Origin of the sequence: Streptomyces sp. NPDC046876 (assembly GCF_040645035.1) — a bacterium.
GTDB lineage: Bacteria > Actinomycetota > Actinomycetes > Streptomycetales > Streptomycetaceae > Streptomyces.
Genome location: NZ_JBEYXK010000044.1, coordinates 29,934 through 54,291 on the forward strand (window position 1 = coordinate 29,934; position 24,358 = coordinate 54,291).

Sequence of the window (24,358 nt, forward strand, 5' to 3'; positions counted from 1 at the left end):
TCCCTCACACCTCCTTGCCGGAGGCGGAGGCGGACACGGACGCCGGCTCGGGCTCGGCGGGCGCGGAGCCGGCGGCACCGGCGCCGATCTCCTCGGGCACCTCGGTCCGGGCGGCGGCGCAGGCGCGCTGCACGCCGCGGACCACGCTGTGGTAGCCGGTGCAGCGGCACAGGTTGCCGGTGAGCCACTCACGGATCTCGGGCTCGGTGGGCGCCTCGCGGTCCGCGGTGTTTTCGACGAGCTCGCCGAGCGCCATGACCATGCCGGGCGTGCAGAACCCGCACTGGGTGCCGTGCTCCTGGCGCAGGGCTTCCTGGAGGCCGGTGAGTTCGCCGCCCCGCTCGGTGACGCCCTCGATGGTGGTCACCCGGGAGCCGGCGGCCGAGGCGGTGAGGACCAGGCAGCTCTTGACGGACCGGCCGTCGAGCCGGACGACGCAGGAGCCGCACTGGCCGGTGTCGCAGCCGACCTTGGTGCCGGTCAGGCCCAGGCCGTCGCGGAGCCGTTCCACGAGCAGTTCGTTCGGCCGGGCCGAGAACTGCTCGGGTCTTCCGTTCACGTTCAGTGAGAGATCCATGCCTGCGCCTGCGCTTCCGTGAGCGGACGGTTGTAAAGGGGCCCGCCGGGCTGCTGGAGAATTGCCCCGGCGTGCAGCGAACCGGTGTCCACGGGGGCGAATCCGAGATCCGTGATGATTCCCGCGACGATTTCCTTCGCTTTTTCGTCGTCGCCCGCCGTGAAATGGGCCAGGCGCTCGCCCGGCTGTGTGCCGGCGACGGCGAGGGTGGCGAAATGCATGGTGTTCAGGGATTTCACGACCCGGGCGCCGGGATACCACTCGGCGACGAGCTCGCTGGAGGTCCGCCCGCCCAGGTCGAGGGCGGTGCCGGGGCCGCTGAACGCGTTCGTGGCGTCCACCAGCACCCTGTCCTGCAAGAGCTCGGGCGGCAGCAGCCCTTGGACGCTCGCGAAGGGCACCATCAGCACCAGGGGTTCGGCCTGCTCGGCGACCTCGGCGGGGTGCGCCGCCGAGGCCGCCGGGCCCAGTTCGGCCAGCAGCGGGCCGATGGACTGCGGTCCGCGGGCGTTGGCCAATAAGACCTCGTGGCCGGCGGCCACCAGGATCCTTGCGAGGGTGGAGCCGATCCGCCCGGTGCCGATGATGCCTGTGCGCATGTGCCGCTCCTCGTCCTTGTGTTGCGGTGGACCTTCGGGCCGGAAAAGGGGCCCGACAGACAGTGCGTCAGTCCATGCCGATCCAGACCGACTTGGTCTGGGTGTAGCTCTCGAGGGATTCCGGTCCGCATTCGCGGCCGTAGCCGGAGGCCTTGTAGCCGCCGTAGGGCACCGAGGGGTCGTACTGGTTGTAGCAGTTGACCCAGACGGTGCCGGCCTTGATCTGGGAGGCGACGCGGTGGGCGCGCCGCAGGTCCTTGGTGTGGACGCCGGCCGCGAGGCCGTAGGCGCTGTCGTTGGCGATGCGGATGGCGTCTTCCTCGGTGTCGAAGGGGATGATCGACAGCACCGGGCCGAAGATCTCCTCCTGGGCGATGCGCATGGAGTTGTCCACGCCCGTGAAGACGGTCGGCAGGAAGTACAGGCCCTGGCTGGAGGCCCCTTCGGGGGTCCAGCCGGTGCCGCCGGTGCGCAGCACGGCGCCTTCCTTCTCGCCGATCTCGATGTAGGAGCTGACCTTCTCGAACTGGGCGCGGTGGGCCAGCGGCCCGAAGAGGGTCTCGGGGTCGCGCGGGTCGCCGGGCTTGAGGGCGGCGGCCCGGCGGACCAGGCGCTCGACCAGTTCGTCGTGGACGGGGCGCTGGAGCAGCAGCCGGGAGCCGGCGGTGCAGATCTCGCCCTTGTTGTAGTAGATGCCGAAGAAGGCGAGTTCCTCGGCGGCGTCGAGGTCGGCGTCGGCGAAGACGATGTTGGCGGACTTGCCGCCGAGCTCCATCGTGACCTTCTTCAGGGTGCCGGCCGACTTGCGGATGATCGACTGGCCGACCGCGGTGGAGCCGGTGAAGGCGATCTTGTCGATGCCGGGGTGGTCGGTGAGGGTCTCGCCGAGCTCCACCCCGGGTCCGGTGATCACGTTGAGGACCCCGTCCGGGATCTCCGCCTCCTGGAACAGCTCGGCGATCTTCAGGGCGGTGAGCGGGGTGGCCGGGGAGGGCTTGTGGACGACCGTGTTCCCCGCGGCCAGGGCCGGGGCGATCTTCGTCATCGACAGCAGCAGCGGGAAGTTGAAGGGGGTGATGGCACAGACCACGCCGAGCGGCTCGCGCAGGGTGTACGCGAGCTGCCCGCCGGCCGGGGCCCGGGAGGAGCCGTCGACGCGGGTGACGGCGCCGGCGTAGTAGTGCATGAGCTGGGCGGCCATGGGGGCGTCGACCGTGCTGGAGAAGGCGAACGGCTTGCCCATGTCCACCGTCTCCAGCAGGGCGATCTCCTCCAGGTCGCGCTCGATGAGCTCACCGACCCGGTTCAGCCTCAGGGCGCGCTCCTGGGCGGACAGTCTGCTCCAGGGACCCTCCTCGTACGCGGCGCGGGCGGCGGCCACTGCCGCGTCCGCGTCGGCTGCGGTGGCCTGGGCCACCGGCACGATCTCCTGTCCGTCCACGGGACTGATGTCCGGCTCGGTCCGGCCGTCCTGGGCCGGTACCCACGTGCCGCCGATGAACAGCTTCCCGGGGTTGGCCAAGGGCTGGTCGCTGAGCGCGCGCTTGGTCATGGCTGCCTTCCGGTGTCGGATGGGGGGTGTTAGCCCTGGGCGAGCTCCTGCAGGAACGTCTCGGCCAGGGCCTTGGAGGAATACGGGTTCTGGCCCGTGGTGAGCCTGCGGTCGACGACCACGTGCGAGTCCCAGATCGCCTCGGCCTTCTCGTAGCGGGCGCCGAGCCGGGTGAGCTCCGCCTCGAGGATCAGCGGGAGCCGGCCGGCCATGTTGGTGACCAACTCCTCGTCGTGCGAGAACGCGGTCATCCGGTAGCCCTCGAAGGGCCAGCGGCCCTCGCCGTCACGCAGCGCGAGGAGGGCGGTGTGGCCGTGGCAGACCGTGGCGAGGGGTTTGTCCTGGGCGATGGCCCAGCGCAGGACCTGGGCGAGCTCGTCTGATTTGGGCAGGTCTCCGATGGCTCCGTGGCCGCCGCTGACGTAGATGCCGTCGTAGTCGGCGATGTCCTTCTCCTCCAGGGACTCCACGGCGATCGGGTGCTTGAGTTGGGGGGTGTTCTCGATGACTCTCACGTACTCGGCGGCGTTGGCTTCGTCCTCGTCCGGTGAGCCCTGGGGGCGGACGAACCGGAGGTTGCCGGGGTCGATGCTGGTCAGGTCGACCGTGGGCGCCTCGCCCCCGACGGTCGCCACGTCCACGGTGTGGCCCGCGGCCGTGAACAGCTTGTAGGGGACCACGAATTCCTCGGCCCAGAATCCGGAGGGGTGCTGTTCCCCGTCCAGCAGATGGAGGGTTGCCTTGGCCGTCATGACGACGAGAATCTTCATGACTTATTTCTCCTTGTTCAGGAATCGCTGCCGATTCAACACGCCGCTCGGGGGAGGGCGTAAGGGGGGAGCGTCAGGCGCGCGATACTTCGTCACGTGCGTCCAACGCGGCGATGATGGTGCGGAATTCACCGACCAGGGGGTGGTCGGGATGGGCTTCAGCGAATATGCGTTCGCCGTACAGGGCGGCCATTTCCGGTACGTACGGGAGGATTCCGGCCAGGGGGGCGCCGTACACCTCCTCCGCACGCCGGCGGGCCTCGTCCTGGTCGACGCCCGCCGGGGCCATGCTCAGGACCAGCGTCCGCCGGCAGGGCAGCCGCCCGGCGAGGGCGATGGTCTCCTCGACCCCGGAGAGGTCGATGCGATCCGCCCGCGCCATGATCACCAGGACGTCGGCGCTGGCCATGGCCGCCACCGACTCGTTGTTCAACCCGGCGTGGGTGTCCAGGAGCAGGATGTCGAGCGAGTGGTACGCGGCCAGCCGCTCGAAGCCCTCGGGCAGCAGTCCGACGTCGTAGCCGCTCGCCATGATCTCGCGCAGGGCCGCGGTGCCCGTGCGCGCGGGCACCACATAGAGGCCGGGGACCCCGGCCTGCTGGGCCGTGGTCTCGATCTCGCAGCGCCCGAGCAGGTAGTCGGCCAGGGAGGGGCCCGGGCCGAGCCGGAAGAGGAGGTCGAGGGTGGGCGACTGGATGTCGGTGTCGACCACCCCGACCCGGCGCCCCGCGCCCGCGATCAGCAGGGCGAGGTTGGCCAGGACGGACGATTTCCCGGTGCCGCCGCGGTGCGAGTGCACCACGACCGTCCGGGCCATCAGGCCACCGCCGTACGGTCCGCACGGTCCGCACGGTCGGGACGTACCGCGCGGTCTGCAGTCCGGTCGGCATGCGGCCCCCGCGCCGCACGTGGCCGGTGCAGGGCCAGCATGGTGACGTCGTCGTGCTGTTCGGCCGTGCCGGTGTGCTCGCGTACCGCGGTGTCCATACGGTCGACCACCTCACTGCCGCTCGCCGGGGGGCCGGCGAGCAGCTCCAGCATGCGCGCGTCCCCGAGGAAGGTGCCGTCGGGGCAGCGTGCCTCCGGCACCCCGTCGGTGAACACGAAGAGGGTGTCCCCGTGGTTGAGCTGGGCGTACCCGAGGGTGTAGGTGCAGTCGGGCAGCACCCCGACGGCGGGTCCGGTGACGTCCAGGGCGAGCGGTTCGCCTCCGTCGGCGCGCAGCAGCAGCGGCGGGTTGTGGCCCCCGTTGATGTAGACGAGGCTTCCGGTCTGCGGGTCGAGGACCCCGAAGAACAGGGTGGCGAAGTAGCCCTGTCGCAGGTGGTTGCGGGTGAGGTAGCCGTTGGTGGCGGTGACCGCGTTGAGCAGGGGGGTGGCCCCCACCACCGGGATGCGCCGGCTGCCGCCGGCCCGGCCCGCGGCCACGAGGTGCTGCAGTCCGCTGTTCTCCGCGGTGTGCCGCAGCAGCGAGCGGATGAGCGCCATGAACAGGGCCGCGCCGACGCCCTTGTCGCAGACGTCGGCGACGACGAAGGCCAGCCTGCGGCCCCGGGAGATCTCGAAGACGTCGTAGAAGTCCCCGGCGACCTGCCGGGCGGGCCGGAAGCGGACGTCGATCTCCCAGCCGTCGGGCACCGGCAGCGCGTCGGGCAGGAAACCGGCCTGGATCTCCCGGCCGATCTCCAGCTCCTTCTCGTAGCCCATGAGCTCGGCGCGCGCGTCGGCCTCGCGCAGGGTGCGGCCGAGGCCGGCGCGCTCCGTGCAGCTGTGCAGCCGGGCTGCGACGAGGGCGGGCAGGAAGGGCGGGACGAGGTAGTCGTGGCCGAGCCGGACGTGCTCCTCCAGCGCGGCGAAGGCGGTCACCGTCCAGACGACCACGAGGGGCGCCCCGGCCCAGGTGCGCAGCCGGCGCACGGCGAGCCGTACGGCCTCCCCCTCGGTCTCGGCCGGGGCGAGCAGCACATCGGCGACGGGCAGCGCGTCCAGGGGGCCGCTCAGCAGGTCGCGCAGGGTGCGGCCGACGAGCTCCGCGTCCATCCGGCGCAGCGCGTCGAGCAGCTCGAGCGGCGGCGGGTACTCGTCGAGGATGATCACGGTCGTGGAGGGCATGGGTCCGTCCCCTCGGCTGTGACGGTGAGGGTGCTGATGTTGCGGCCGTCCCTGCGTACGTAGCTGAATTCGTCCACGCTGGTCAGTGCCAGGTGAATGCCGAGTCCGCCGATCCGGCGCCGCTCGGGGGGAGTCCCGGGGGCGGGCGGAATGCGGCCTGCGACGGGGTCGAATGCGGGTGCCCGGTCCGCAAGGACGATCTGCACCCGGCCCGGACCGGAGCGGCCCCGGACGGTGATCCGTCCGCGGCCGCCCCGGTAGCCGTGCATCACGATGTTCGTGGCCAGCTCGTCCACGGCCAGCCGGATCCGGTACGAGGCCCTCTTGTCGAGGCCCGCCCGGCCGGCCAGCCGCAGGACGAACGCGGCGATGTCGCCCAGTGCCCCCAGCGTGGCGGGCACCTCCAGCTCGGCGGGCGCCGTCGCCGCTGCGACCGTGTCGTGCAGTGGTTCGGCCATCGGCCTTACTCGTCCGAGAGCACGATGCTGCGGTCGAGACCGGCCGTCCGGATGGTCCGGGAGACGGGCTCGATCGCGCCGACCACCTTGATGGTCACGTGGTCCGCGACCTTCTGCTGGGCGAAGACCAGGGACCGCAGCCCGGCACTGGCCATGTAGCCGACGCCGGCCATCCTGATCTCTACCGTGCCGGTGCCGTGCCCGGCGGCCTTCTCGATGGTCTGGTGGAAGTCCGGCGCCGTCTTGGCGTCCAGCTCGCCCTCCAGCTCGATCACGGTGGTGTCGCCCTCGATGCTCAGGGTCACGGAAAGCGGCATGTCAGGTCTCCTTGTCGGGGTCGGGCGTACGGCCGACCAGGATCACGACCGAGCGCGGACCGATCAGGTACTTGCCTGCGTTGTCCAGTTCGGGCTCTCCGCCCGGGGTGCGGATGTCGTACGGCGCCTCGGCCCCGGTGTCCGCGAACAGGTGCCAGCTGCGCCCGTGGGGCAGCGCGGGCAGCTCCAGGTCGTGCGGCTCCCAGTGCGAGTTCATGGCCACGTAGACCACGTCGTCGTCCGAGGTGCCGCAGCGGGCCACCGCCAGCAGCCGGCTCTCGTCCGACCAGTCGGGCTGCCAGGCCCGCTCGCCGTGCCAGCTGATGTCGGGCAGGCCCAGGCTCTCGCGGATCTGCCCGGTGGGGTGGGAGGTGGAGCGCAGTTCCCGGTGGCGCCCCCGGAACGCGATCATCTCCCTGGTGAACCGGAGCAGTTCGGCGTTGTCGTCGACCTGCGCCCAGTCGAACCAGGAGAGCTCGTTGTCCTGGCAGTAGGTGTTGTTGTTGCCCTGCTGGGTGCGCCCGACCTCGTCGCCGGCCAGCAGCATCGGGATGCCCTGGCTGGTGAGGAGGATGGCCAGGGCGTTCTTCATCTGCCGCAGCCGCAGCGCGTTGACCCCGGGGTCGTCGGTCGGTCCCTCGGCCCCGCAGTTCCAGCTGTTGTTGTCGTTGGCCCCGTCGTTGTTGCCCTCGCCGTTCGCCTCGTTGTGCTTGTCGTTGTACGAGACGAGGTCGGCCAGGGTGAACCCGTCGTGGGCGGTGAGGAAGTTGACCGAGGCGGCGGTGCCGCGGCTCGCGTACAGGTCGGGCGAGCCGGCGATGCGGGTGGCGAGCTCACCGGTCACCCCGGCGTCGCCCTTGACGAACCGGCGGACGGTGTCGCGGTACTTGCCGTTCCACTCGGCCCAGCGGCCGTACGCCGGGAAGTTGCCGACCTCGTAGAGACCGCCCGCGTCCCAGGCCTCGGCGATGAGCTTGGTGTGCCGCAGGACCGGGTCGTAGGCGAGCATCTCCAGCAGCGGCGGGTTGGGCAGCGGGGTGCCGTCCGGGGACCGGCCGAGGATGGCCGCGAGGTCGAAGCGGAAGCCGTCGACGTGGTAGTCGGCGACCCAGTGGCGCAGGCAGTCGAGCACGAAGTTGCGCACGACGGGGTGGTTGCAGTTGACGGTGTTGCCCGTGCCGCTGAAGTTGAAGTAGTACCCCTCGGGCGTGAGCATGTAGTACGTGGCGTTGTCCAGGCCCTTGAAGGAGATCGTGGGGCCCTGCTCGTTGCCCTCGGCGGTGTGGTTGAAGACCACGTCGAGGATGACCTCGATGCCGGCCGCGTGCAGGTCCTTGATCAGGGTACGGAACTCGTCGCCCTGCATCCCGTAGCGTCCGGTGGCCGCGTAGCCGGCCTTCGGCGCGAAGAACGAGACGGTGTTGTAGCCCCAGTAGTCGAAGAGCCGCTCCCCCGTCTCCGGGTTGGTGCGCGGGTTGTCGCTCTCGTCGAACTCGAACACCGGGAGCAGCTCGATGCAGTTGACCCCGAGCTCCTTCAGGTACGGGATCTTCTCCCGCAGCCCGGCGAAGGTGCCGGGGGCGGTGACCTGCGAGGAGGGGTGCCGGGTGAAGCCGCGCACATGGGTCTCGTAGATCACGAGGTCCTCGGCGGGCAGCCCCAGCGGGGTGTCGTCGCCCCAGTCGAAGTCCTGCAGGCAGACGCGGGAGCGGTACTGGTAGCCGCGGCTGCGGTCCGGCTCCACGCCCCACACGTCGCGGCCGGCGATCAGCCGGGCGTAGGGGTCGGAGAGGACCTGGCGGGCGTCGAAGCGGTGCCCCAGGGCGGGGTCGAAGGGCCCGTCGGCCCGGTAGCCGTACTCGATGTTCTCGTGGTCGAGGCCGAAGACCGTCATGGCGAAGACGCTGCCGGTGCGGAACTCCTCGGGGAATTCCAGCTCGGCCATCGGCTCGGGTTCTCCGCGCTTGTAGATGACCAGGGTCATGGAGGTGGCCTGGTCGGAGTAGACGGAGAAGCTGACCCCGCCGGGGACCACGTTGGCCCCGAACGGGAAGGGCTTGCCTGCGCGGACGCGGTACCCGCCCACCTCGTGGGTCGGGTACGCGTCCACCCGCAGGACTTGCTCGGGTGCGGACTCGGTCATCGGGCGACCGCGCTCTTCACTGCGGCCCTGCCCCTGGCCTTCGCCTTGGCCTCGGCCTCGGCGGCCTCCCCGGTCTCGAAGAAGTCGAGGAAGCCGGTGGCCGACATCACGAACCGGACCTCCTCGCTCACCCCGTAGAGGGTGACGGCGACACCGGCGTGCTGGGCCTCTCGGTAGACGACCAGCAGCGTGCGCAGGCCCGCGCTGGAGACGTACGTGACGGCCGTCAGGTCGATGCGCAGCGGCCGGCCCTCGCGGACCACCGGCAGCAGCGTGGCGAGCAGCTGCGGCGAGGTCTCGCTGTTGATCTCGCCGGTGGCGACGACCACGGTGGCCGTCTTGTTCCGGCGTTCCTTCACGTTGAGAGTCATTGCTTGCTTTCCCCTTCTGTCGGGGCGCCCCCCGTTGAGCGCTATGACGTCACCGGCCGGAGCCGGACCTTGACCTTGACCCGCCCCTGGACGTCGGGGAGCCGGACGGTGAGGCCGTCGGCGTCGAAGTCCCGGTACGGCTTCTCGTCGATCTCGACGGACGCGATCCGCACCGAGCCCGCGGGCAGCAGGTCGGGCGAGACGCGCAGCACGCGTTCGGGCAGGTTGGTCGGGTCGGGCTTGAAGTGGAAGTCCATCTCGCGGCCGTTGATGAGCAGGTTGTTGTAGACGGCGGCCAGGTAGCACAGCTCCGCCGAGTGGTACATGGACATCGAGTGGCTGCCCTTGAGCCGCTCGGTGCCGAGCAGGTACGGCATCCCGCTGGCCAGCACGTTGAAGTAGACGGCTCCCTCGTCGTGGTCGAGGAAGAAGGTGTTGTAGAAGGCCTCGGCCTGGCGGGCCTCCTTCAGGAAGTCCGCGCCGCCGACGGTGCCGCCCAGGATGAGGTAGGCGAGGATCGCCTGCTCCTGCTGCCACCAGGCCTTGCGGTCGTGCCAGGCGAAACGGTACGCCTCCTGGTCGCCCTCCTTCACCCGCTCGACCACGTCGTACCAGCCGCCGCGCTGCCGGTCGGAGCCGACCGGCGGCATGATCTCGCCGATCTTCTTCGCCAGGTCGGAGTAGGCCGGCTTGGCCTTCAGCGAGTTCATCCGCATCAGGTTCCAGGCGATCTTCAGGTTGTGGCCGACGACCGCGCGGTTCTGCTGCCAGCTGTGCCCGGTGTCGTGGGACCAGTCGCGGAAGAAGCGCTCCTGGACGAACGGGCTGTTCTTGTAGTCCGGGAACTTGTCCGCGATGGTGTCGAACGTGTACTCGAGGAAGTCGGCGTAGCGCTGCTCGCCCGTCGCCAGGTACAGGTTGATCAGGTAGGCGGGCGCGTGGTCGCCGACGGAGTTCCAGTTCTTGCGCTCGGCGTTCTCCCCGAGGGACTCGTGGTCCGGGCTGAACAGGATCGGGTCGATGTGCGAGTAGTAGCCGCCCTGCTCGCGGTCGAGGAAGAACTTGTCGAACAGCCGGATGGTGGCGTCGGCGTCGTTCTTGATCCGGATGTCGCCGGTGATCCGGTAGGTCTGGATCGGGCCGGCGAGGGCGTAGATCTGCTCGTACATCGGGATCGCGTCGTAGTCGTCGGAGAACTCCGAGGTGAACAGCTTGCGCTCGCTGTCGCCGTCGACGCTGATGCCGTGGTACCAGTAGACGACGTCCTCTTCGCTGTCGACGACCCGCATGTGCTTGCGCAGGTACTCGGTGCCGCGCTCGGCGACCTCCAGGTACTCGTCCTTGCCGGTCAGCAGGTAGGCCGAGGCCATGCCGTAGACGAGGCGGGAGATGGTGTCGGTCTCCTGGACGTGGCTGGCCGTCTTGTCGCCGCCGAGACGGATCTCGGTGCGGTACTCGGTGAAGTCCACGGGTCCGTCGCCGAACTGGGCGCGCCGGTAGAAGTCGGCGAGGGACTCGATCTGCCTGACCCACCAGCCGGCTTCCTCGAAGCGGTAGTCCTCCGCGCCGCGGCCCAGGAAGACCAGGCGCTTGGCGTCGAAGCGGCCGCCGTGCTCGGGGTAGTGGACTCCGTAGACGAAGAGGAAGCGGCCCGGGGAGAGCATCTCGTCGATGTGCCCGGAGGCGTCGATGTAGGGCTCGTCGAGGTTGCGGACCAGCTCGGCGCTGGGCCCGGAGGCGAGGGAGACGTCGAACTCACGGCCGTCGGCGGTCTTCAGCCGCAGCAGGCGGGCCTCGGAGTCGAAGCGTCCGACATAGCCCGCGATGGTGTCGGAGAAGGAGAAGCTCACGGCGTCCGCCATGTCATGCACCGTCCTTGTCGTGAGAGCGGTCGTCCTCGAATCCCTGACTGACCTCGACGATCACCCCGTCGGGATCGCGGACCCACACGGTCCGCCAGCCGCAGATGAAGTCGTCGAAGTCCAGCGGCCCCAGGGTCACTTCTGCCGCGTCGCCCAGCCCGGCCAGGAAGGCGTCGACGCTGTCGGTCTGAAAGGCCAGGTGGCGCATCCGCCCCGGGGCCGCCGGCCCGTCGTCGTGCGCCGGGCGGGCCGGTTCGGCTTCCGAGGCGAAGAGCTCCAGGTACGCGTCCCCCTTGCGCAGGAACACGATCTGCGACTCGCCGAGGTCGACGACGCGGGCGCGGGTGAAGCCGAAGTGGCGGGTGTAGAACTCCTCCGTGGTCTTCTGGTCCCGGCAGTTCAGGCCCACGTGCGACCAGACCATGCGCTGCATCAGTCCGCCCTCCGCCCCCGCCCGGCCGCGAGCAGCTCGATGATCCGGCGGGCGAAGAGGTGGTGGTGGGCGCCGGTGCGGCCGGTGACCAGGTCGCCGTCGACCACCACGTCCTCGTCGACGTACTGCGCGCCCATGTTGCGCACGTCGCCGATCAGGTTGTTGTGGCAGACCACCTTGCGGCCGCGGACCTTGCCCGGGATGGAGGAGGCCAGCCACATGCCGTGGCAGATGATCCCCTTCAGGACCGTCGGCTCCTCGAACGCCCGGCGCAGCAGCTCCGTCGCCGGCGCGAGGACGTCGACGTCCTCGGTGTAGCGCAGCCGGTCGGCGACCATGCCCGAGGGCACGACGATCGCCGCGTACCGGCGCAGCTCCTCGTCGTCGAGCCCCTCCAGGGACTTCGAGACGGTGAACGGCGCCCGGTACTCGTGGCCGCTGAAGGTGAGGGAGTCGTTGCCCCACAGCCGGGTCAGGAAGTCGACCTCGGCGCCCTCCTCGGCGAACCGGCGCTGGTAGTAGAAGATCTCCGGCTCGTAGAAGTCGCTCTCGACCAGGACCGCGATGCGGGTCCCGGTGAGTGCGCCCTCGCGCAGCACGGTGTCAGACACGGCTGGCCCCCTTGAGGAAGTCCGCGGCGCGCTCGGCGATCATCGCGATCGCGGTGTGGCAGTTGCCCGACGGCACCGCCGGCATCACGCTGGCGTCGACCACGCGCAGGTTGCGCACGCCGTGCACGCGCAGCTCGGGGTCGACCACGGCGAGGTCGTCGATGCCCATCCGGCAGGAGCCGGACTGGTGGTGGTAGCTCTCCGACTTCTGCTTCACGAACGTGCGCAGCTCGTCGTCGGTGGCCAGGCCCGGGCCGGGCTGGAGCTCCTGCTTGTACCAGGGCGAGAACGCCGAGGTCGCGAAGATCTCCCGGGCCAGCTTCACGCCCTGGACCATCCGCTCCAGGTCCCACCGGTCGCCCAGGTAGTTCGGGTTGATCAGCGGGTGGGCCAGCGGGTCGGCGCTCGCGAGGCGGATCCAGCCGCGGGAGACGGGCCGTACGACGCCCGGCAGGATCGACACCGTGTTCGGGTGGTCCTTGCCGACGATCACGTCGAACGGCACGTGCACGAACGCGATCTGCAGGTCCGGTGCGGGCAGCCCGGGGCGTGAGGAGAGGAACAGCGCGCTCTCCGACAGGTTCTGCGCCGGCGGCGGCAGCTCCTGGGTCACCTCCGCCATCAGCCCGGTCAGCACGTGGTTGTGGAAGTTCTCGCCGACGCCGGGCACGGCCGCGGTGACGGCGATGCCGTGCGCCCGCAGGTGCTCCGGGTGGCCGATGCCGGAGAGCAGCAGCAGCTTCGGGGACTCGATCGCCCCGGCCGCCACGATCACCTCCCGGCGGGCCCGTACGGTGTGCAGCCCGGGCCCGGCGGCGGTGCTGTGCCCGTCCGCGACCGTCCGGCCGGGGAAGGGGGCGGGCGGGGCGAGCTGGGCGTATTCGACGCCCGTGCAGGTGTCCCCGTCGAAGAGGAGCCGGGTGCTCTGGGCGCTGGTGCGCAGCGTCAGGTTCGGGCGGGTCAGCGCCGGCTCCAGGTAGGCGGCGAGGGTGCCCTGGCGGCGTCCGTCGGCCACGTCGATGTGGTGCCAGCCGGTGCCGAACAGGCCGCGCCGCGGGCCGTCGGTGTTGAAGTCGGCGATCTCCTGGTGGCCCAGCTCCACGGCCGCGTCGATGAAGGCCCGCGACACCGGGTTGGGCCCGTGCCGCCCCGCGTGGGTGATGCGCTGCGGACCCTTCGTGCCGGTGGTGGGGGCGGTTGCGTCCTCCTGCCCCTCCAGCAGTGCGAAGTACGGCAGCACGTCCTCGTACGCCCAGCCCGCCGCGCCCTGGTAGGCCCAGTTGTCGAAGTCCGAGGCGTGGCCCCGGATGTGCATCATGATGTACAGGTTGCTGCTGCCGCCGGGCGCCTTCCCGCGCGGCTCGTACGTCCGCCGGCCGTCCAGGCCGGGCTGCGGGACGGAGGTGTAGCCCCAGTCGACGGGCCCGCCCAGCAGCTTGTACCAGGACGAGGGGTCGTCCACCTCGGGCGGGATCCGGTTGCCCCCGGCCTCCAGCACCAGGACGGTGACGTCCGGGTCCTCGCTCAGGCGGTTCGCCAGGACGCTGCCGGCCGTGCCGGAGCCGACGATGACGTAGTCGTACTCATCCGCGGCCATCACGTCTCCCCCTCATCCCCGGCTCAGCACCTGGAAGGGGACGGTGTCGTGGTAGTTCGCCATGTAGGCGATCTTTCCGTCCACGATCCGGAAGAAGTTCATGACCTCGGCCTCGATCGCCTCGCCCGAGGCGCTGACGGCGCTGAGGTGGGAGACCGCCGCGGCCTTCTCCCCGTCGACGAGGAAGTGCACGGGCTCGTTCCGGAAGACCCGGTACATGGTGCCCATGCCCTTCATCATCGAGCGGAGCGTCTCCAGGCCCTCGATGTGCCCGGCCAGCTGCTCGTCCATGACCTGGTCGTCGGCGAACAGGTCGCACCAGCGGTCCCAGTCCCCCGCGTTCGCATACTCGTAGTACTTCTGAAGGATCTGTCGTGCGTCCACAGCGCTCATCGCGCTCCTCCCCCTATCGGTCCCGGCGGGTTCCGTCCGGCGCGAACGGCGCCCAGAACTGGCTGAAGGCGCTGGCCGAGTCCCCGAAGAGGCCGTCGTGGCCCTCGACGATCCGGCCGCCCCGCCACTTCATGAAGTGGAAGACCGGGTAGTCCATCCGCTCGTACGGGGACGTGCTCGCCGGGTCGGCGCCGTCCCGCACGGCGGTGTTGCGGCACACGTCGGCGCTGCAGTCCTCGCCGACCATGACCGCCTCGATGTCCATCCGGAAGGTGCCGCCCGTGAGCTTGTGGGTCTGCCCCATCAGCTCCAGGAAGGCGTCGAGGCCCTCGTACCGGCCGGCCAGCGGGTGGTTGCCCGGCACCAGCCAGCGCAGGTCCTGCGCGTAGTACTCCAGGATGCGGGCCCGGTCCCCGGAGCCGAGGGCGCGGTAGGCCGCCTCCACGCGCTCCCGTGTCACTTCGGTCATGGTCTCGTCGCTCCTTGCTCGTCCGCCCTCGTGCGGAGCCGTCTCACGGGCAGCCGTCTCGCAGGCAGCCGTCTCACAGGGACCCGGAACCGGGCATCGGGGCCAGCTCGTTGACGGTGTACTGCTTGATCAGCGGGCCGTCCGGGCCGGCCACGACCGTCCAGGTCTGGTCGGCGTCGAAACCGAGCCACTGGCTGCGCGCGGCCGGCGGGTCCCAGATCTTCGCCTGCCAGTTGACGAGGACCCGGACGACGGCCCGGTCGCCCTCGATGACCGGCTCCACCTTGGTGACGGTGTGCACCTCGTCGAAGAACCGGTTGGTGACCGCCTCGTACCAGCGGCCGAAGCCCTCCCGGCCGAGGAAGGTGTCCTCGGGGACCTTGAACTCCAGGTCCTCGGTGATCAGGGCGAGCACCTGGCCGGCCGGCACGTGCCGGTCCAGCGCCGCGTACCAGTTCTCGGCGAACGTGCGGATCGCGTCCTCGGTGAGCTGCCGCTCGGCGGGCATGCGGTCTCCTCCTGTCCGTGTGCTGGGTGACTGCTCTGGTCGGATCAGATGTGGACGTCGACGAGGAACGGACCGGGGTGCTCCAGCATCCGGCCCACCGCGGCGACCGCCTCGTCCGGCTTCTCCACCCGCATCCCGTCGGCGCCGAGCGACCGGGCCAGGCCCGCGAAGTCGATCTCCGGACGGGACAGGTCGAAGGAGCCCGGGAAGCCGTGCTCGGGGATGTCCCGCTCCCGCCAGTACTGGGCGATGTTGTCGTCCAGCAGCCGGTACTTGCGGTTGTTGCACACCACGAACTTGGCGTCGACGCCGTGCCGCACCGCGGTCCACAGCGCCTGGTACGTGTACATCGCCCCGCCGTCGCCCGCGAAGCCGACGACGAGGCGGTCCGGGCGGGCCAGCTTGATGCCGACCGCACCGGGGAAGCCCACGCCCAGCGAGCCGCCGCGGGTCAGGTGGTAGTCGCCCGGCCGCTCCGGCGGCAGGTACCGGGTCACCAGCGGAGAGGTGGTCAGCGCCTCGTCGAAGACGATCAGGTCCCCGCCGGTGCGCTCGGCCAGCGTCCGCAGGAAGACCGCCATCGGCGTGCCGTCGTCCTGCGCCTCGCCGGAGCGAGCCGCCAGGGCCCGCTCCCGGCTTCGGGCGTCCAGCCGGGCGGCCGCGGCCGCCCGCTGCTGCGGGTTCAGCCGCACCTCCAGTACGCCGGCCAGCGCGCGCAGCGCGTACCGCGGGTCGGCGGCCAGCCCCAGGTCGACCGGGTGGTTCTTGGCGATCTCGTAGGCGTTCAGGTCGATGTGGACGACCTTGGCGCCCGCCCGGAAGGGGCTGTCCAGCTCGGGGAACACCTCCGGGAAGACGTACGTGCCCACGATCAGCACGCCGTCCGCCCCGGCGACGAGCTCCTTGCTGTGCGGGCCGAACATGTGGCCCGTCTGGCCTCGGCGCAGCGGGTGCGAGGCCGCGATGTTCACCTCCGAGGAGTCCACCTCGTACACGTCCGCGCCCAGCAGCTCGGCGACGGCCGCGAGTTCGCGCTGCGCCCCGGAGAGCGCCACCCCGTCGCCGACCAGGACCACGGGCCGCTCCGCGGAGGCGAGCAGCTCCGCCGCGCGCCCCACCGAGGCCGGGGAGGGCGCGACGTCCGTGAGCGGGACGGCGGCGGGCAGGACCGGCTCGGAGTTGAGCTCGTCCAGCACGTCCATCGGCAGCGCCACGAACACCGGGCCGCGCGGAGGCGTCAGGGCGATCTTCACCGCCCGGCGCACGGTGCGCAGCACCGACCGCGGGTCGGTGACCCGGGTCGCGTACTTGGTGACCGGCCGGGCCAGCGCCACCAGGTCGCAGGCCATCTGCGCGTCCATGGCGTCGTAGCGGACCCCGGCGTCGCCGGCGACCACGACCAGCGGGGTGTGGCCGCGCAGCGACTGGTAGAGCATGCCGATGCCGTTGCCCAGGCCCACGCCGGAGTGCAGCTGGAGCAGGGCCGCGCCACCGGTGGCCCGGGCGTAGCCGTCGGCGATGCCGGCGGCCACGGTTTCCTGGAGGGCGAGGACGTAACGGAAGTCCTCCGCAGCGTCGACCGCGTCGAGGAATCCCTGCTCCACGGTCCCCGGATTTCCGAACATCACCGTCAGGCCGTCGGCCTTGAACTGCTCGATCAGCCTTTCCCGTCCGGGAGTGGCTCCCATGAATTCCCCTTCTTTCCCGAAGAGTTTCCGGAGATTCCCGGTTCACCACCCGTAGCGGGTGAGGCCTTCCTCCAGGACTTCCACGATCTTCTGCCCCGTGAGATACGAGTCGGGGGTGGACCGGCCCGTCACGAACGGGTAGTCGACGATCACCGACAGCGGGTGCCCGAAATTGCCGTGGTACGCCCCGCGCGGGCCGGTCGCATCGCGCAGGATGTACTCCAGCGGGTACGGCGGCGGACCCATGTTGAAGTCGGTGCCGAGGAACCCGGTGCCGTCCTTGTAGTCGTACTCCTTGCAGTGCCCGGTCACGTGCTTGCCCCAGATGATGCTGCGGCGGTCGCCCCAGTCGCGGGCGAAGGCCAGGCAGGCGACCCCGTAGCACTCGGCCGCCACGACCTTGCCGGCGTTCTTGAAGGCCAGGATCAGGGCGTGCACCCGCTCGTTGTTGGCGAGGTCCACGATGGGGCCGCTGCCGCCGACGATGAGGATCGCGTCGTAGTCGGCGATGTCCGACTCGAGCTTCTCCAGGTCGCGGTGGTACTGCTCCAGCTTGCGCAGGTAGCCCTCGTCGCTCGTGTACGGGCGCTCGGGCACCCAGGCCTCGATGTCGAGCGGCGAGTCCAGCCGGCTCGACTGCTCGAACTCGCGGCCCAGCCGGGCGTTCTCCTCGGTGGTGACCGAGCGGCCCAGCGGGGGGTCGATGAAGTCCGCGTCGAGGCTCGGCGGAAGTGCGTGCGCGCGCTTTCCGGTCGGCGTGGCGAATACGACCTCGTAGCCGCGCTCGTCGAACTTCGACACCGGCCCTATCAGTTCCTCGGCCCAGTAACCGTGTTCGGAGACAATGACCAGAATCTTTCTGCTCACGGATTCCTCCAGGCGCCGCCTGTTGTCGTTTGCGTCCACCACACTGCTTGTGCGCGGCTCGAGCGTCAAAGCGCCCGTGTGCGACTTCGTGAGGTAGAACGGCTCCTTCTCGGGCCACCTCACCTAGTCGCCCGCGGACGTCACGAAGTAGCCGCGGGACTTCCTGACCTCGGCCGAATCGCTGAACCATTCGCGTACCTCCCGCCTATGGTCTGGACGCGCCGTGAACCACGGGCGCGCGGAGGACGATCGCGCGCAGACGAGGAGAGGGACGGGGACGATGACGGACCTGTTGTGCACACATCTCGATCAGATACGCCCGGTGGAGCCGGGCACCGAGGGCTGCGAGGAGTGCCTCGCCCTCGGCGACACCTGGGTGCACCTGCGGATGTGCCTGTCCTGCGGGCACGTCGGATGCTGCGACTCCTCCAAGAACCGCCACGCCACCCGGCACTTCCGCACCACCGACCACCCGATCGCGGCCTCGCACGAGCCCGGTGAGACGTGGGCCTGGTGCTATGCCGACAAGCTGATGCTGGAAGCGGCATGAGCGCGGCCCCCGAGAGCGCCTCCGCCGGCGCCGCGACGGCCACCGCCACGACGGCCACCGCCGCGGGCACCCCTGCTGCCACGGCCGCCACCACCGGCGCGGCCACTGCCGAGCGCCCGGAGAGCCGCAAGCCCGTCATCCTGGCCGTGGACGACGACCCGCAGGTGCTGCGGGCCGTCCGCCGGGACCTGCGCAGCGCCTACGGCGACCGCTACCGGGTGCTCGGCGCCTCCTCGGCCGCCGACGCCCTGAAGATCCTCGACTCCCTCGACGAGCGCGGCCACGACCCGGCGCTGTTCCTCGTGGACCAGCGGATGCCCGACGTCACCGGCGTCGAGTTCCTCCTCGAGGCCGTCAGCCGCTTCCCCGACGCCCGCCGCGTGCTGCTCACGGCGTACGCGGAGACCGACGCGGCGATCACGGCCATCAACCGGGTCCGGCTGGACTACTACCTGCTCAAGCCGTGGGACCCGCCCCACGAGCGGCTCTTCCCGGTCCTGGACGACCTGCTGTCCGACTGGCTGGCCACCTACCGGCCCGCCTACGACGGCATCATCGTCGCCGGCCACCTCGTCTCCCCCGGCACCCACGCCGTCCGCGACTTCTTCACCCGCAACGGCCAGCCGTTCCGCTTCCTCAACGTCGAACGGGACCCCGAGGCCCTCACCCTCATCGCGGCCCAGCCCGACGCCGCGCTGCCCCTCGTCCGCTTCCCGGACGGATCGGTGCTCTCCGCCCCCACCGACACCGAGCTCGCCCAGCGCCTGGGCCTGGCCACCACCGCCTCCCGCCCGCACTACGAGTGCGTGATCGTCGGAGCCGGTCCCGCGGGCCTGGCGGCCGGTGTGTACGCGGCCTCCGAGGGCCTGTCCACGCTGATGCTGGACTCGCGCGCCCCCGGCGGGCAGGCCGGCACCTCCAGCCTGATCGAGAACTACCTGGGCTTCCCCTCCGGCCTCTCCGGCGGGGACCTCACCCGCCGGGCCACCATCCAGGCCTCCCGGTTCGGCGCCGAGATCCTGCACCCGGTGGAGGTCGTCTCGCTGACCCGCGACGACCCGGCGAAGATCCTGACGCTGGCGGACGGCACGGAGATCAGCGCCGAGACGGTACTGCTGGCCACGGGGGTCTCGTACAACCGCCTCCAGGCACCGGGCGCCGAGCGCTTCGAGGGGGCCGGCCTGTACTACGGCGCCGCCACCACGGAGAGCTCGGCCTGCATCTCGCAGCACGTCTACATCGTGGGCGGCGCGAACTCGGCCGGGCAGGCGGCGGTGCACTTCGCCAAGTACGCGGCCAGGGTCACGGTGCTGGTCCGCGCGGAGTCGCTGGACGCCAGCATGTCCCGCTACCTGATCGACGAGATCGAGCGCACCCCGAACATCGAGGTGAAGGTCCGCACGACCGTGGTCGCCCTCGACGGCGGCGAGCACCTGGAACGGCTCACCCTGCACAACGCCGACACCGGCGAGGACACGGAGGTCCCGGCCCGTTTCATGTTCACCTTCATCGGCGCCCGCCCGCACACGGACTGGCTGTCGGGCGTGGTCGAGCGCGACGAGTACGGCTTCGTCCTGACCGGCTCCGACCTGATCGCCAACGGCGGTGAACTGCCCGCGGAATGGAGCCTGGAGCGCGCCCCGTACCCGCTGGAGACCAGCGTCCCGGGCGTCTTCGCGGCGGGCGACGTCCGCGCCCACTCGGTCAAGCGGGTCGCGTCGGGCGTGGGAGAGGGGGCGATGGCGGTCTCGCTGATCCACCGGTACCGCTCGATGGGCTGAGCCACCGGTATCGGTCGACGGGCTGAGTCGGCACGGCTCGATGGGCCGAGAGCGAACGCAGCCCAGAGCGAACGCGGATTGCTTGCGATCAAGCTGCGAACGGATGCAACGTTGATTACATGATTACATCCGAGCAGAGCGAGCAGCTGCGCACCTGGTTCGCGGACCGCCTCCCGGTGGACGTCTACGAGTCCCTGGTCGAGGTGGCGGTCGACCGCGAGGAGATCACGGTCGTCGGCACCCTCCCGGCCAACGAGTCCGTCAAGGCGTTCCGCGAACGCACCCGCGAACAGCGCATCGAGGTGGCCCGTCAGGCGGAGGAGCTCTACCGCCGCAAGGTCGCGTGGGCCGTCCAGTCCGGGGACGACCGCATCCTGTTCACCCACCTGGCGGTACCGGTGATGACGCGCCTGCGCCAGCCGGAACGCCAGGTCCTCGACACCCTGGTCGAGGGCGGTGTGGCCCGCAGCCGGGCCGACGCCCTCGCCTGGTGCGTACGCCTGGTCGGCCGCAACACGGACGAGTGGCTGACCGAGCTGCGCGACTCCCTGGCCAAGGTCCGCACGGTGCGGGAGGAGGGCCCCGACCGTACGGACTCCCAGAAGTCTGCGTCGGAATGACGAAAGGGCCCCACGTCGGGGCATGATCGCGCCAGGCTTGGCCGCGACCGACGCCTGACTCAGGGAGAGGCACGCAGCATGACCACCACCGTCGAATACATCCGCTACCGGATCGCCTTGGACGACCAGCAGGCCTTCGAGGAGTCGTACCGGCAGGCCGCGGAGGCCCTGGCCGCCTCGCCCGAGTGCATCGACTACGAGCTGGCCCGCTGCGAGGAGGAGAACGACCGCGAGCACTACGTCCTCCGCATCCGCTGGACCTCGGTCGACGCCCACCTGAACGGCTTCCGCAAGGGTGAGCACTTCCCGGCCTTCTTCAGCGCGATCCGCCCCTACGTCACGGCCATCGAGGAGATGCAGCACTACCGCGTCACCGACGTGGCCGGCCCCGGAAAGGCCGCACCCCAGTCATGAGCAGCAGCACCACACCCGGAACCACTCCGACCATCTACGAGTGGATGGGCGGAGCCGAGGCTATGCACCGCCTCACGGTCGCGTTCTACGACCACGCCCTGCAGGACGAGATCCTGGCCCCCGTCTTCGCGGGCATGGACAAGGAGCATCCCCGGCACGTCGCGGTCTGGCTGTCGGAGGTCTTCGGCGGACCGGCCGACTACACCGCCCACCACGGCGGCCACCAGCACATGGCCACCAAGCACCTGGGCCGGGGCATCACCGAGGAGCAGCGCCGCCGCTGGGTGGACCTGCTCATGGACACGGCCGACGAGGTCGGCCTGCCCACCGACCCCGAATTCCGCGCGGTCTTCGCGTACTACATCGAGTGGGGCACCCGGATGGCCCTGATCTACTCGGGGCCCAACCCGCCCCCGGTCGACGCGGCCAAGATCCCGATCTGGTCCTGGGGCCAGACCCCTCCGTGGATCCCGAAGAGCTGACCTGTCGAACGGCGGCAGCGGCACGACGCACTGCTGTACGGCTGCACGGGCTGCACGGCTCGAAACGGCCGTGCGGAAGAACGGCCCCGTGACGGGGGCGGGGGAACGGCCCCGCCCCCGTCACGGCGCGTCGGCGAGCAGTACCTCCAGGGCCCCGTCCTCGGCCTCCCGCCAGTACGCCACGGCCTCCTGGAGCACCTCCCGCAGCGTCTCCCAGTCGGCGGGCCGCGCCGCGGCGTAGCCCCGCCACGAGGTCACGGCGAGCAGCCGGCCCGGCGCCGGCGGCAGCCACGACAGGTCGATCAGCGCGTCGGCCAGCGCGTCCCAGTTCCGCCCGAACCAGTCGGGCAGCCGCAGCGCCGCCTCCCAGCGGCGCATCAGCCCGGCCTTGTCGCGTACGCCGTCGAGATCGACCCGTACGGTCGCCCAGCCGGCCAGCTCGGCGGCGGCCAGGGCCGGGGCGAGCGGCTGCGGATCGAGGGTCATCGCAGCACCGCCTTGAAGCTGTCGTAGTGGTCGTCGGTGTAGTAGAACTCCCCGCCCTGGCCGGTCACGATCCGCCGGGCCCCGCGGTCGCGCTCCCCCGGCGTCTTCACCGTGAACTCGTGGTAGTAGCCGCGCTTCTGCTGCGGCAGCGCCTTCTCGAAGTTCCCGAACACGGTCCCGTCCTGCCGGTAGGGGTACGGCCCGCCCTTGTCGATGAGCTTCAGCACCTCGCGCGCCTGCGGCGGCAGCGCGTCGGCCCGTACGGTCGCCATGCCCTTCGCCCAGGCGGGCGCGGACACCGGCGCGGACGGGAGCGCGGACGGGGAGGTTCCCCCGGACCGGGCCCCGGAGCCGCCACAGCCGCCGGCCGTCGCGACCAGTGCGACGCAGAGGAACACCGCCCCGAGCAGGCGCAGCAGCAACCGGGCCCGGGGTGCGTTCCGCACGATCATGCACCGATCGTGCCAAACATCCGATACGCCGGCGAATCACACGGCCGAGGGACCGGCAGCGATCCCGGTCACTCGTCCGGGTCGGCGCGGTCCAGCGCGGGCCGCAGACCGGGCTCCGACTCGGTCAGCAGATAGTCCGCCACCGCCGTGTCCGTGACCAGGCTGGTGACCAGGCCCGAGCGCAGCACCGCGCCGATCGCCGCCGCCTTGCGCAGCCCGCCCGCGATCGCCACGACCTCCGGGATGCGGCGCAGCCGGTCCGCCTCGACGGTGATGCAGCGCTCGCCGAGGTCCCGCCCGACCCGGCGGCCGTCCTTGTCGAAGAGGTGCGCGGACATCTCGGCCGCGACGCCGAGCGAGGCGTAGTGCGCCCGCTCCTCGTCGGTCAGCATGTCGTGGACGGTGGAGATACCCGGCTCCCAGGAGCCGATGGACACCGCCGCGACGGTCACCTTGTCGAAGTACTCGAAGGCCCGCGCGATCCCGGTCTGGTTGCGCAGCGCGGCCGCGGTGGCCGGGTCGGGCAGCAGCATCGGGGCGTAGATGGGGTGCGCGTCGCCGCCCGAGACCTGTGCGGCGCGGCGCACGGCCTCCACCGAGCCGCGCTCGGCGGTGCCGGCGTCGTACACGCCGGTCAGCTGCACGACGGTGCACTGCGGGAGCCGGTGCAGCGAGGCGGCCATGTGGATGGTGGACCGCCCCCAGGCCAGGCCGAGCACGTCGCCCTCGCTGACGAGCTCGCCGAGGAGGTCGGCCGCGACCGCGCCGAGGTTCTCCGGGTCCGGGGCGTCCTCGCTCGTGTCGGCGGGGGACTCGACGACGACCGCGTGCCGCAGCCCGTACCGGGCGCGGAGCGCGTCGGAGCGCTCCGCGTCCAGCTCGGCCGGCACCCGGATCTCGATCCGCACGAGGTCGCGCTCGAGGGCGGTCTCCAGGACCCGGGCCACCTTGAAGCGGCTCACGCCGAACTCCTCGGCGATCTGGATCTTGGACTTGCCCTCCAGGTAGAAGCGGCGGGCCATGGCCGCCGCCTGCACCAGCTCCGCGGGTCCCATCCGCAGGGCTGACCGTCCCGCCGACATTGCCGACACCGCGCTCTCCTCACTGCTACTGCTGTTCACACTCTCGACTCGTCGTTCATCCTGTCAGATCCAACGGCCGTTGATCAGCCTGGACAGCTGCCGTTCACCGACCTGTCCTCCAAGCCTCGTCTGGCGTGGTTGCCTCGGTGCTCTCAGTGGTCGCAGACCCAGGGCGCCGCGGCGATCGCCACGTCCGCCTGCTCGCGCAGCGTACGGACGGCAGTGGCCGGGTCGACCGCCCCGTACACCGCGCTGCCCGCGACGAACACGTCCGCGCCGGCCTCGGCGCACCGCTCGATCGTGGTGGCCGAGACCCCGCCGTCGACCTGGAGCCACAGGTCCAGGCCGTGCTTGGCGATCAGCTCCCGGGTCCGGCGGATCTTGGGGAGCATGATGTCGAGAAAGGGCTGGCCGCCGAAGCCCGGCTCGACCGTCATGATCAGCACCATGTCGAGCTCGGGGAGGATGTCCTCGTACTGCTCGATCGGCGTCGCCGGCTTGAGTGCCATGGCCGCGCGGGCGCCCTTGGCCCGGATCTCCCGCGCGAGCCGCACCGGCGCGGCGGCGGCCTCGGCGTGGAAGGTGACGGATCCGGCGCCGGCCTCGATGTACTGCGGGGCCCAGCGGTCCGGGTCCGCGATCATCAGGTGCAGATCCAGCGGCGTGTCGGTGGCCCTGCTCAGGGACTCCACGACGGGCATACCGAGGGTGAGGTTCGGGACGAAATGGTTGTCCATGACGTCGACATGCAGCCAGTCGGCGCCCTCGACGGCCTTCGCCTCCTCGGCGAGACGGGCGAAGTCGGCGGACAGGATGCTGGGAGAAATCTGAGCGGCCATGCCCCAAGCCTGCCATGCCGCCGCGCACTTCTGGCCACGACCCCGTATCTGGCCTCAGAAGTAGCACTACTAAACAATCACCGAAGAACAATTAACCTGCGCTTCGAGATCATCCGCATTCCCTGGCGTGGGCCTGAAGAGCTGGTCGGCGCCTCGTGGGAACGGGGTCACGGTGGGGCGGGGTCGGTGGGTGTCCGGGGGCGTCCCGGCCGCCCATTGTCCTTTCGGTTCGCGCCGGCCCGTCAAGGGCGCTCCCTCGTCGCGTCGCTTCGCGATGGCCTTCGGCCACCCTTGACAGGCCGGCGCGAACCGAAATGCCAAAGAG

At 70.7% G+C, this 24,358-nt stretch carries 28 protein-coding genes; 5 read left to right on the forward strand and 23 right to left on the reverse strand.

Features of this window, described 5'->3' with window-relative positions; translation table 11 throughout:
- Window positions 1–4: 4 nt before the first annotated feature.
- The 19 genes from ABZ924_RS22495 to ABZ924_RS22585 all read right to left on the reverse strand — a co-directional run bounded on the left by ABZ924_RS22495 (window position 5) and on the right by ABZ924_RS22585 (window position 17,327).
- A complete protein-coding gene (locus tag ABZ924_RS22495) occupies window positions 5–577 on the reverse strand; it encodes a (2Fe-2S)-binding protein (RefSeq protein ID WP_361912504.1) in 573 nt (190 codons plus the stop codon).
- Window positions 562–1,176 (reverse strand): NAD(P)-binding domain-containing protein, encoded by a 615-nt coding sequence (locus ABZ924_RS22500; protein WP_361912507.1) that lies wholly within the window; start codon window positions 1,174–1,176, stop codon window positions 562–564. The genes ABZ924_RS22495 and ABZ924_RS22500 overlap by 16 nt, the downstream gene beginning before the upstream one ends.
- A 67-nt stretch (window positions 1,177–1,243) precedes the next feature.
- On the reverse strand, window positions 1,244–2,728 hold the full coding sequence (locus tag ABZ924_RS22505; protein WP_361912510.1) for an aldehyde dehydrogenase family protein: 1,485 nt from the start codon (window positions 2,726–2,728) through the stop codon (window positions 1,244–1,246).
- Window positions 2,729–2,757: 29 nt separating this feature from the next.
- On the reverse strand, window positions 2,758–3,498 hold the full coding sequence (locus tag ABZ924_RS22510) for a type 1 glutamine amidotransferase domain-containing protein (protein WP_361912513.1): 741 nt from the start codon (window positions 3,496–3,498) through the stop codon (window positions 2,758–2,760).
- Window positions 3,499–3,571: 73 nt separating this feature from the next.
- Window positions 3,572–4,315, reverse strand: coding sequence for a MinD/ParA family protein (locus ABZ924_RS22515; protein WP_361912516.1), 744 nt, complete (start codon window positions 4,313–4,315; stop codon window positions 3,572–3,574).
- A complete protein-coding gene (locus tag ABZ924_RS22520) occupies window positions 4,315–5,610 on the reverse strand; it encodes a PP2C family protein-serine/threonine phosphatase (protein WP_361912519.1) in 1,296 nt (431 codons plus the stop codon). Before ABZ924_RS22520 ends, ABZ924_RS22515 begins: the two co-directional genes overlap by 1 nt.
- The gene (locus ABZ924_RS22525; protein ID WP_361912522.1) at window positions 5,592–6,068 is read right to left on the reverse strand and encodes an anti-sigma regulatory factor; all 477 of its coding nucleotides are present in this window, start codon (window positions 6,066–6,068) and stop codon (window positions 5,592–5,594) included. The genes ABZ924_RS22520 and ABZ924_RS22525 overlap by 19 nt, the downstream gene beginning before the upstream one ends.
- A 5-nt stretch (window positions 6,069–6,073) precedes the next feature.
- Window positions 6,074–6,385 (reverse strand): STAS domain-containing protein, encoded by a 312-nt coding sequence (locus ABZ924_RS22530; protein ID WP_361912525.1) that lies wholly within the window; start codon window positions 6,383–6,385, stop codon window positions 6,074–6,076.
- Between the two features lies 1 nt (window position 6,386).
- Complete coding sequence (gene glgX, locus ABZ924_RS22535) at window positions 6,387–8,528, reverse strand: glycogen debranching protein GlgX (RefSeq protein WP_361912527.1); 2,142 nt, start codon at window positions 8,526–8,528, stop codon at window positions 6,387–6,389.
- On the reverse strand, window positions 8,525–8,899 hold the full coding sequence (locus ABZ924_RS22540; RefSeq protein WP_361912530.1) for an STAS domain-containing protein: 375 nt from the start codon (window positions 8,897–8,899) through the stop codon (window positions 8,525–8,527). Before ABZ924_RS22540 ends, glgX begins: the two co-directional genes overlap by 4 nt.
- Before the next feature lie 41 nt (window positions 8,900–8,940).
- A complete protein-coding gene (locus ABZ924_RS22545) occupies window positions 8,941–10,761 on the reverse strand; it encodes an AGE family epimerase/isomerase (RefSeq protein WP_361912533.1) in 1,821 nt (606 codons plus the stop codon).
- 1 nt (window position 10,762) lies between these two features.
- The gene (locus ABZ924_RS22550; protein ID WP_361912536.1) at window positions 10,763–11,194 is read right to left on the reverse strand and encodes a VOC family protein; all 432 of its coding nucleotides are present in this window, start codon (window positions 11,192–11,194) and stop codon (window positions 10,763–10,765) included.
- Window positions 11,194–11,805, reverse strand: a complete 612-nt coding sequence (locus tag ABZ924_RS22555; protein WP_361912539.1) for a DJ-1/PfpI family protein — start codon at window positions 11,803–11,805, stop codon at window positions 11,194–11,196. The genes ABZ924_RS22550 and ABZ924_RS22555 overlap by 1 nt, the downstream gene beginning before the upstream one ends.
- Complete coding sequence (locus ABZ924_RS22560) at window positions 11,798–13,402, reverse strand: GMC oxidoreductase (RefSeq protein WP_361912542.1); 1,605 nt, start codon at window positions 13,400–13,402, stop codon at window positions 11,798–11,800. Before ABZ924_RS22560 ends, ABZ924_RS22555 begins: the two co-directional genes overlap by 8 nt.
- Before the next feature lie 12 nt (window positions 13,403–13,414).
- Entirely contained in the window at window positions 13,415–13,795 is a 381-nt protein-coding gene (locus ABZ924_RS22565) for a nuclear transport factor 2 family protein (RefSeq protein WP_361912545.1), read from the reverse strand.
- Window positions 13,796–13,808: 13 nt separating this feature from the next.
- On the reverse strand, window positions 13,809–14,264 hold the full coding sequence (locus ABZ924_RS22570; protein ID WP_361912548.1) for a nuclear transport factor 2 family protein: 456 nt from the start codon (window positions 14,262–14,264) through the stop codon (window positions 13,809–13,811).
- Window positions 14,265–14,337: 73 nt separating this feature from the next.
- Entirely contained in the window at window positions 14,338–14,772 is a 435-nt protein-coding gene (locus ABZ924_RS22575; RefSeq protein ID WP_361912551.1) for a nuclear transport factor 2 family protein, read from the reverse strand.
- 44 nt (window positions 14,773–14,816) lie between these two features.
- Window positions 14,817–16,460: a thiamine pyrophosphate-binding protein gene (locus ABZ924_RS22580; RefSeq protein WP_361912552.1), complete on the reverse strand. Its 1,644-nt coding sequence runs from the start codon at window positions 16,458–16,460 to the stop codon at window positions 14,817–14,819.
- 42 nt (window positions 16,461–16,502) lie between these two features.
- Window positions 16,503–17,327, reverse strand: a complete 825-nt coding sequence (locus ABZ924_RS22585) for a type 1 glutamine amidotransferase domain-containing protein (RefSeq protein WP_361912555.1) — start codon at window positions 17,325–17,327, stop codon at window positions 16,503–16,505.
- Window positions 17,328–17,607: 280 nt separating this feature from the next.
- Between ABZ924_RS22585 and ABZ924_RS22590 the strand changes: the two genes are divergently transcribed.
- From ABZ924_RS22590 to ABZ924_RS22610, 5 genes are all read left to right on the forward strand, one after another.
- A complete protein-coding gene (locus ABZ924_RS22590; RefSeq protein ID WP_361912558.1) occupies window positions 17,608–17,877 on the forward strand; it encodes a UBP-type zinc finger domain-containing protein in 270 nt (89 codons plus the stop codon).
- The gene (locus ABZ924_RS22595; protein WP_361912561.1) at window positions 17,874–19,658 is read left to right on the forward strand and encodes an FAD-dependent oxidoreductase; all 1,785 of its coding nucleotides are present in this window, start codon (window positions 17,874–17,876) and stop codon (window positions 19,656–19,658) included. The genes ABZ924_RS22590 and ABZ924_RS22595 overlap by 4 nt, the downstream gene beginning before the upstream one ends.
- Before the next feature lie 119 nt (window positions 19,659–19,777).
- A complete protein-coding gene (locus tag ABZ924_RS22600) occupies window positions 19,778–20,278 on the forward strand; it encodes a hypothetical protein (RefSeq protein ID WP_361912563.1) in 501 nt (166 codons plus the stop codon).
- Window positions 20,279–20,356: 78 nt separating this feature from the next.
- On the forward strand, window positions 20,357–20,692 hold the full coding sequence (locus ABZ924_RS22605; RefSeq protein WP_361912566.1) for an antibiotic biosynthesis monooxygenase family protein: 336 nt from the start codon (window positions 20,357–20,359) through the stop codon (window positions 20,690–20,692).
- The gene (locus ABZ924_RS22610; protein WP_361912568.1) at window positions 20,689–21,174 is read left to right on the forward strand and encodes a group II truncated hemoglobin; all 486 of its coding nucleotides are present in this window, start codon (window positions 20,689–20,691) and stop codon (window positions 21,172–21,174) included. Before ABZ924_RS22605 ends, ABZ924_RS22610 begins: the two co-directional genes overlap by 4 nt.
- A 120-nt stretch (window positions 21,175–21,294) precedes the next feature.
- Here ABZ924_RS22610 and ABZ924_RS22615 read toward each other — a convergent pair whose 3' ends face one another.
- The 4 genes from ABZ924_RS22615 to rpe all read right to left on the reverse strand — a co-directional run bounded on the left by ABZ924_RS22615 (window position 21,295) and on the right by rpe (window position 24,033).
- Window positions 21,295–21,660 carry a barstar family protein gene (locus tag ABZ924_RS22615; protein ID WP_361912571.1) on the reverse strand — a complete coding sequence of 122 codons (366 nt, stop codon included), beginning with the start codon at window positions 21,658–21,660 and terminating at the stop codon, window positions 21,295–21,297.
- Window positions 21,657–22,112: a ribonuclease domain-containing protein gene (locus ABZ924_RS22620; protein ID WP_361912573.1), complete on the reverse strand. Its 456-nt coding sequence runs from the start codon at window positions 22,110–22,112 to the stop codon at window positions 21,657–21,659. The genes ABZ924_RS22615 and ABZ924_RS22620 overlap by 4 nt, the downstream gene beginning before the upstream one ends.
- 68 nt (window positions 22,113–22,180) lie before the next feature.
- Window positions 22,181–23,194, reverse strand: a complete 1,014-nt coding sequence (locus ABZ924_RS22625) for a sugar-binding domain-containing protein (RefSeq protein ID WP_361912582.1) — start codon at window positions 23,192–23,194, stop codon at window positions 22,181–22,183.
- Between the two features lie 152 nt (window positions 23,195–23,346).
- On the reverse strand, window positions 23,347–24,033 hold the full coding sequence (gene rpe / locus ABZ924_RS22630) for a ribulose-phosphate 3-epimerase (protein WP_361912576.1): 687 nt from the start codon (window positions 24,031–24,033) through the stop codon (window positions 23,347–23,349).
- Between the last annotated feature and the right edge of the window lie 325 nt (window positions 24,034–24,358).

Coding starts and splice junctions, on each gene's coding strand:
- ABZ924_RS22495 (WP_361912504.1), bottom strand. CDS start 577: ATGGATCTCTCACTGAACGTGAACGGAAGACCCGAGCAGTTCTCGGCC.
- ABZ924_RS22500 (WP_361912507.1), bottom strand. CDS start 1,176: ATGCGCACAGGCATCATCGGCACCGGGCGGATCGGCTCCACCCTCGCA.
- ABZ924_RS22505 (WP_361912510.1), bottom strand. CDS start 2,728: ATGACCAAGCGCGCGCTCAGCGACCAGCCCTTGGCCAACCCCGGGAAG.
- ABZ924_RS22510 (WP_361912513.1), bottom strand. CDS start 3,498: ATGAAGATTCTCGTCGTCATGACGGCCAAGGCAACCCTCCATCTGCTG.
- ABZ924_RS22515 (WP_361912516.1), bottom strand. CDS start 4,315: ATGGCCCGGACGGTCGTGGTGCACTCGCACCGCGGCGGCACCGGGAAA.
- ABZ924_RS22520 (WP_361912519.1), bottom strand. CDS start 5,610: ATGCCCTCCACGACCGTGATCATCCTCGACGAGTACCCGCCGCCGCTC.
- ABZ924_RS22525 (WP_361912522.1), bottom strand. CDS start 6,068: ATGGCCGAACCACTGCACGACACGGTCGCAGCGGCGACGGCGCCCGCC.
- ABZ924_RS22530 (WP_361912525.1), bottom strand. CDS start 6,385: ATGCCGCTTTCCGTGACCCTGAGCATCGAGGGCGACACCACCGTGATC.
- glgX (WP_361912527.1), bottom strand. CDS start 8,528: ATGACCGAGTCCGCACCCGAGCAAGTCCTGCGGGTGGACGCGTACCCG.
- ABZ924_RS22540 (WP_361912530.1), bottom strand. CDS start 8,899: ATGACTCTCAACGTGAAGGAACGCCGGAACAAGACGGCCACCGTGGTC.
- ABZ924_RS22545 (WP_361912533.1), bottom strand. CDS start 10,761: ATGGCGGACGCCGTGAGCTTCTCCTTCTCCGACACCATCGCGGGCTAT.
- ABZ924_RS22550 (WP_361912536.1), bottom strand. CDS start 11,194: ATGCAGCGCATGGTCTGGTCGCACGTGGGCCTGAACTGCCGGGACCAG.
- ABZ924_RS22560 (WP_361912542.1), bottom strand. CDS start 13,402: ATGGCCGCGGATGAGTACGACTACGTCATCGTCGGCTCCGGCACGGCC.
- ABZ924_RS22565 (WP_361912545.1), bottom strand. CDS start 13,795: ATGAGCGCTGTGGACGCACGACAGATCCTTCAGAAGTACTACGAGTAT.
- ABZ924_RS22570 (WP_361912548.1), bottom strand. CDS start 14,264: ATGACCGAAGTGACACGGGAGCGCGTGGAGGCGGCCTACCGCGCCCTC.
- ABZ924_RS22575 (WP_361912551.1), bottom strand. CDS start 14,772: ATGCCCGCCGAGCGGCAGCTCACCGAGGACGCGATCCGCACGTTCGCC.
- ABZ924_RS22580 (WP_361912552.1), bottom strand. CDS start 16,460: ATGGGAGCCACTCCCGGACGGGAAAGGCTGATCGAGCAGTTCAAGGCC.
- ABZ924_RS22590 (WP_361912558.1), top strand. CDS start 17,608: ATGACGGACCTGTTGTGCACACATCTCGATCAGATACGCCCGGTGGAG.
- ABZ924_RS22595 (WP_361912561.1), top strand. CDS start 17,874: ATGAGCGCGGCCCCCGAGAGCGCCTCCGCCGGCGCCGCGACGGCCACC.
- ABZ924_RS22600 (WP_361912563.1), top strand. CDS start 19,778: ATGATTACATCCGAGCAGAGCGAGCAGCTGCGCACCTGGTTCGCGGAC.
- ABZ924_RS22605 (WP_361912566.1), top strand. CDS start 20,357: ATGACCACCACCGTCGAATACATCCGCTACCGGATCGCCTTGGACGAC.
- ABZ924_RS22610 (WP_361912568.1), top strand. CDS start 20,689: ATGAGCAGCAGCACCACACCCGGAACCACTCCGACCATCTACGAGTGG.
- ABZ924_RS22615 (WP_361912571.1), bottom strand. CDS start 21,660: ATGACCCTCGATCCGCAGCCGCTCGCCCCGGCCCTGGCCGCCGCCGAG.
- ABZ924_RS22620 (WP_361912573.1), bottom strand. CDS start 22,112: ATGATCGTGCGGAACGCACCCCGGGCCCGGTTGCTGCTGCGCCTGCTC.
- ABZ924_RS22625 (WP_361912582.1), bottom strand. CDS start 23,194: ATGTCGGCGGGACGGTCAGCCCTGCGGATGGGACCCGCGGAGCTGGTG.
- rpe (WP_361912576.1), bottom strand. CDS start 24,033: ATGGCCGCTCAGATTTCTCCCAGCATCCTGTCCGCCGACTTCGCCCGT.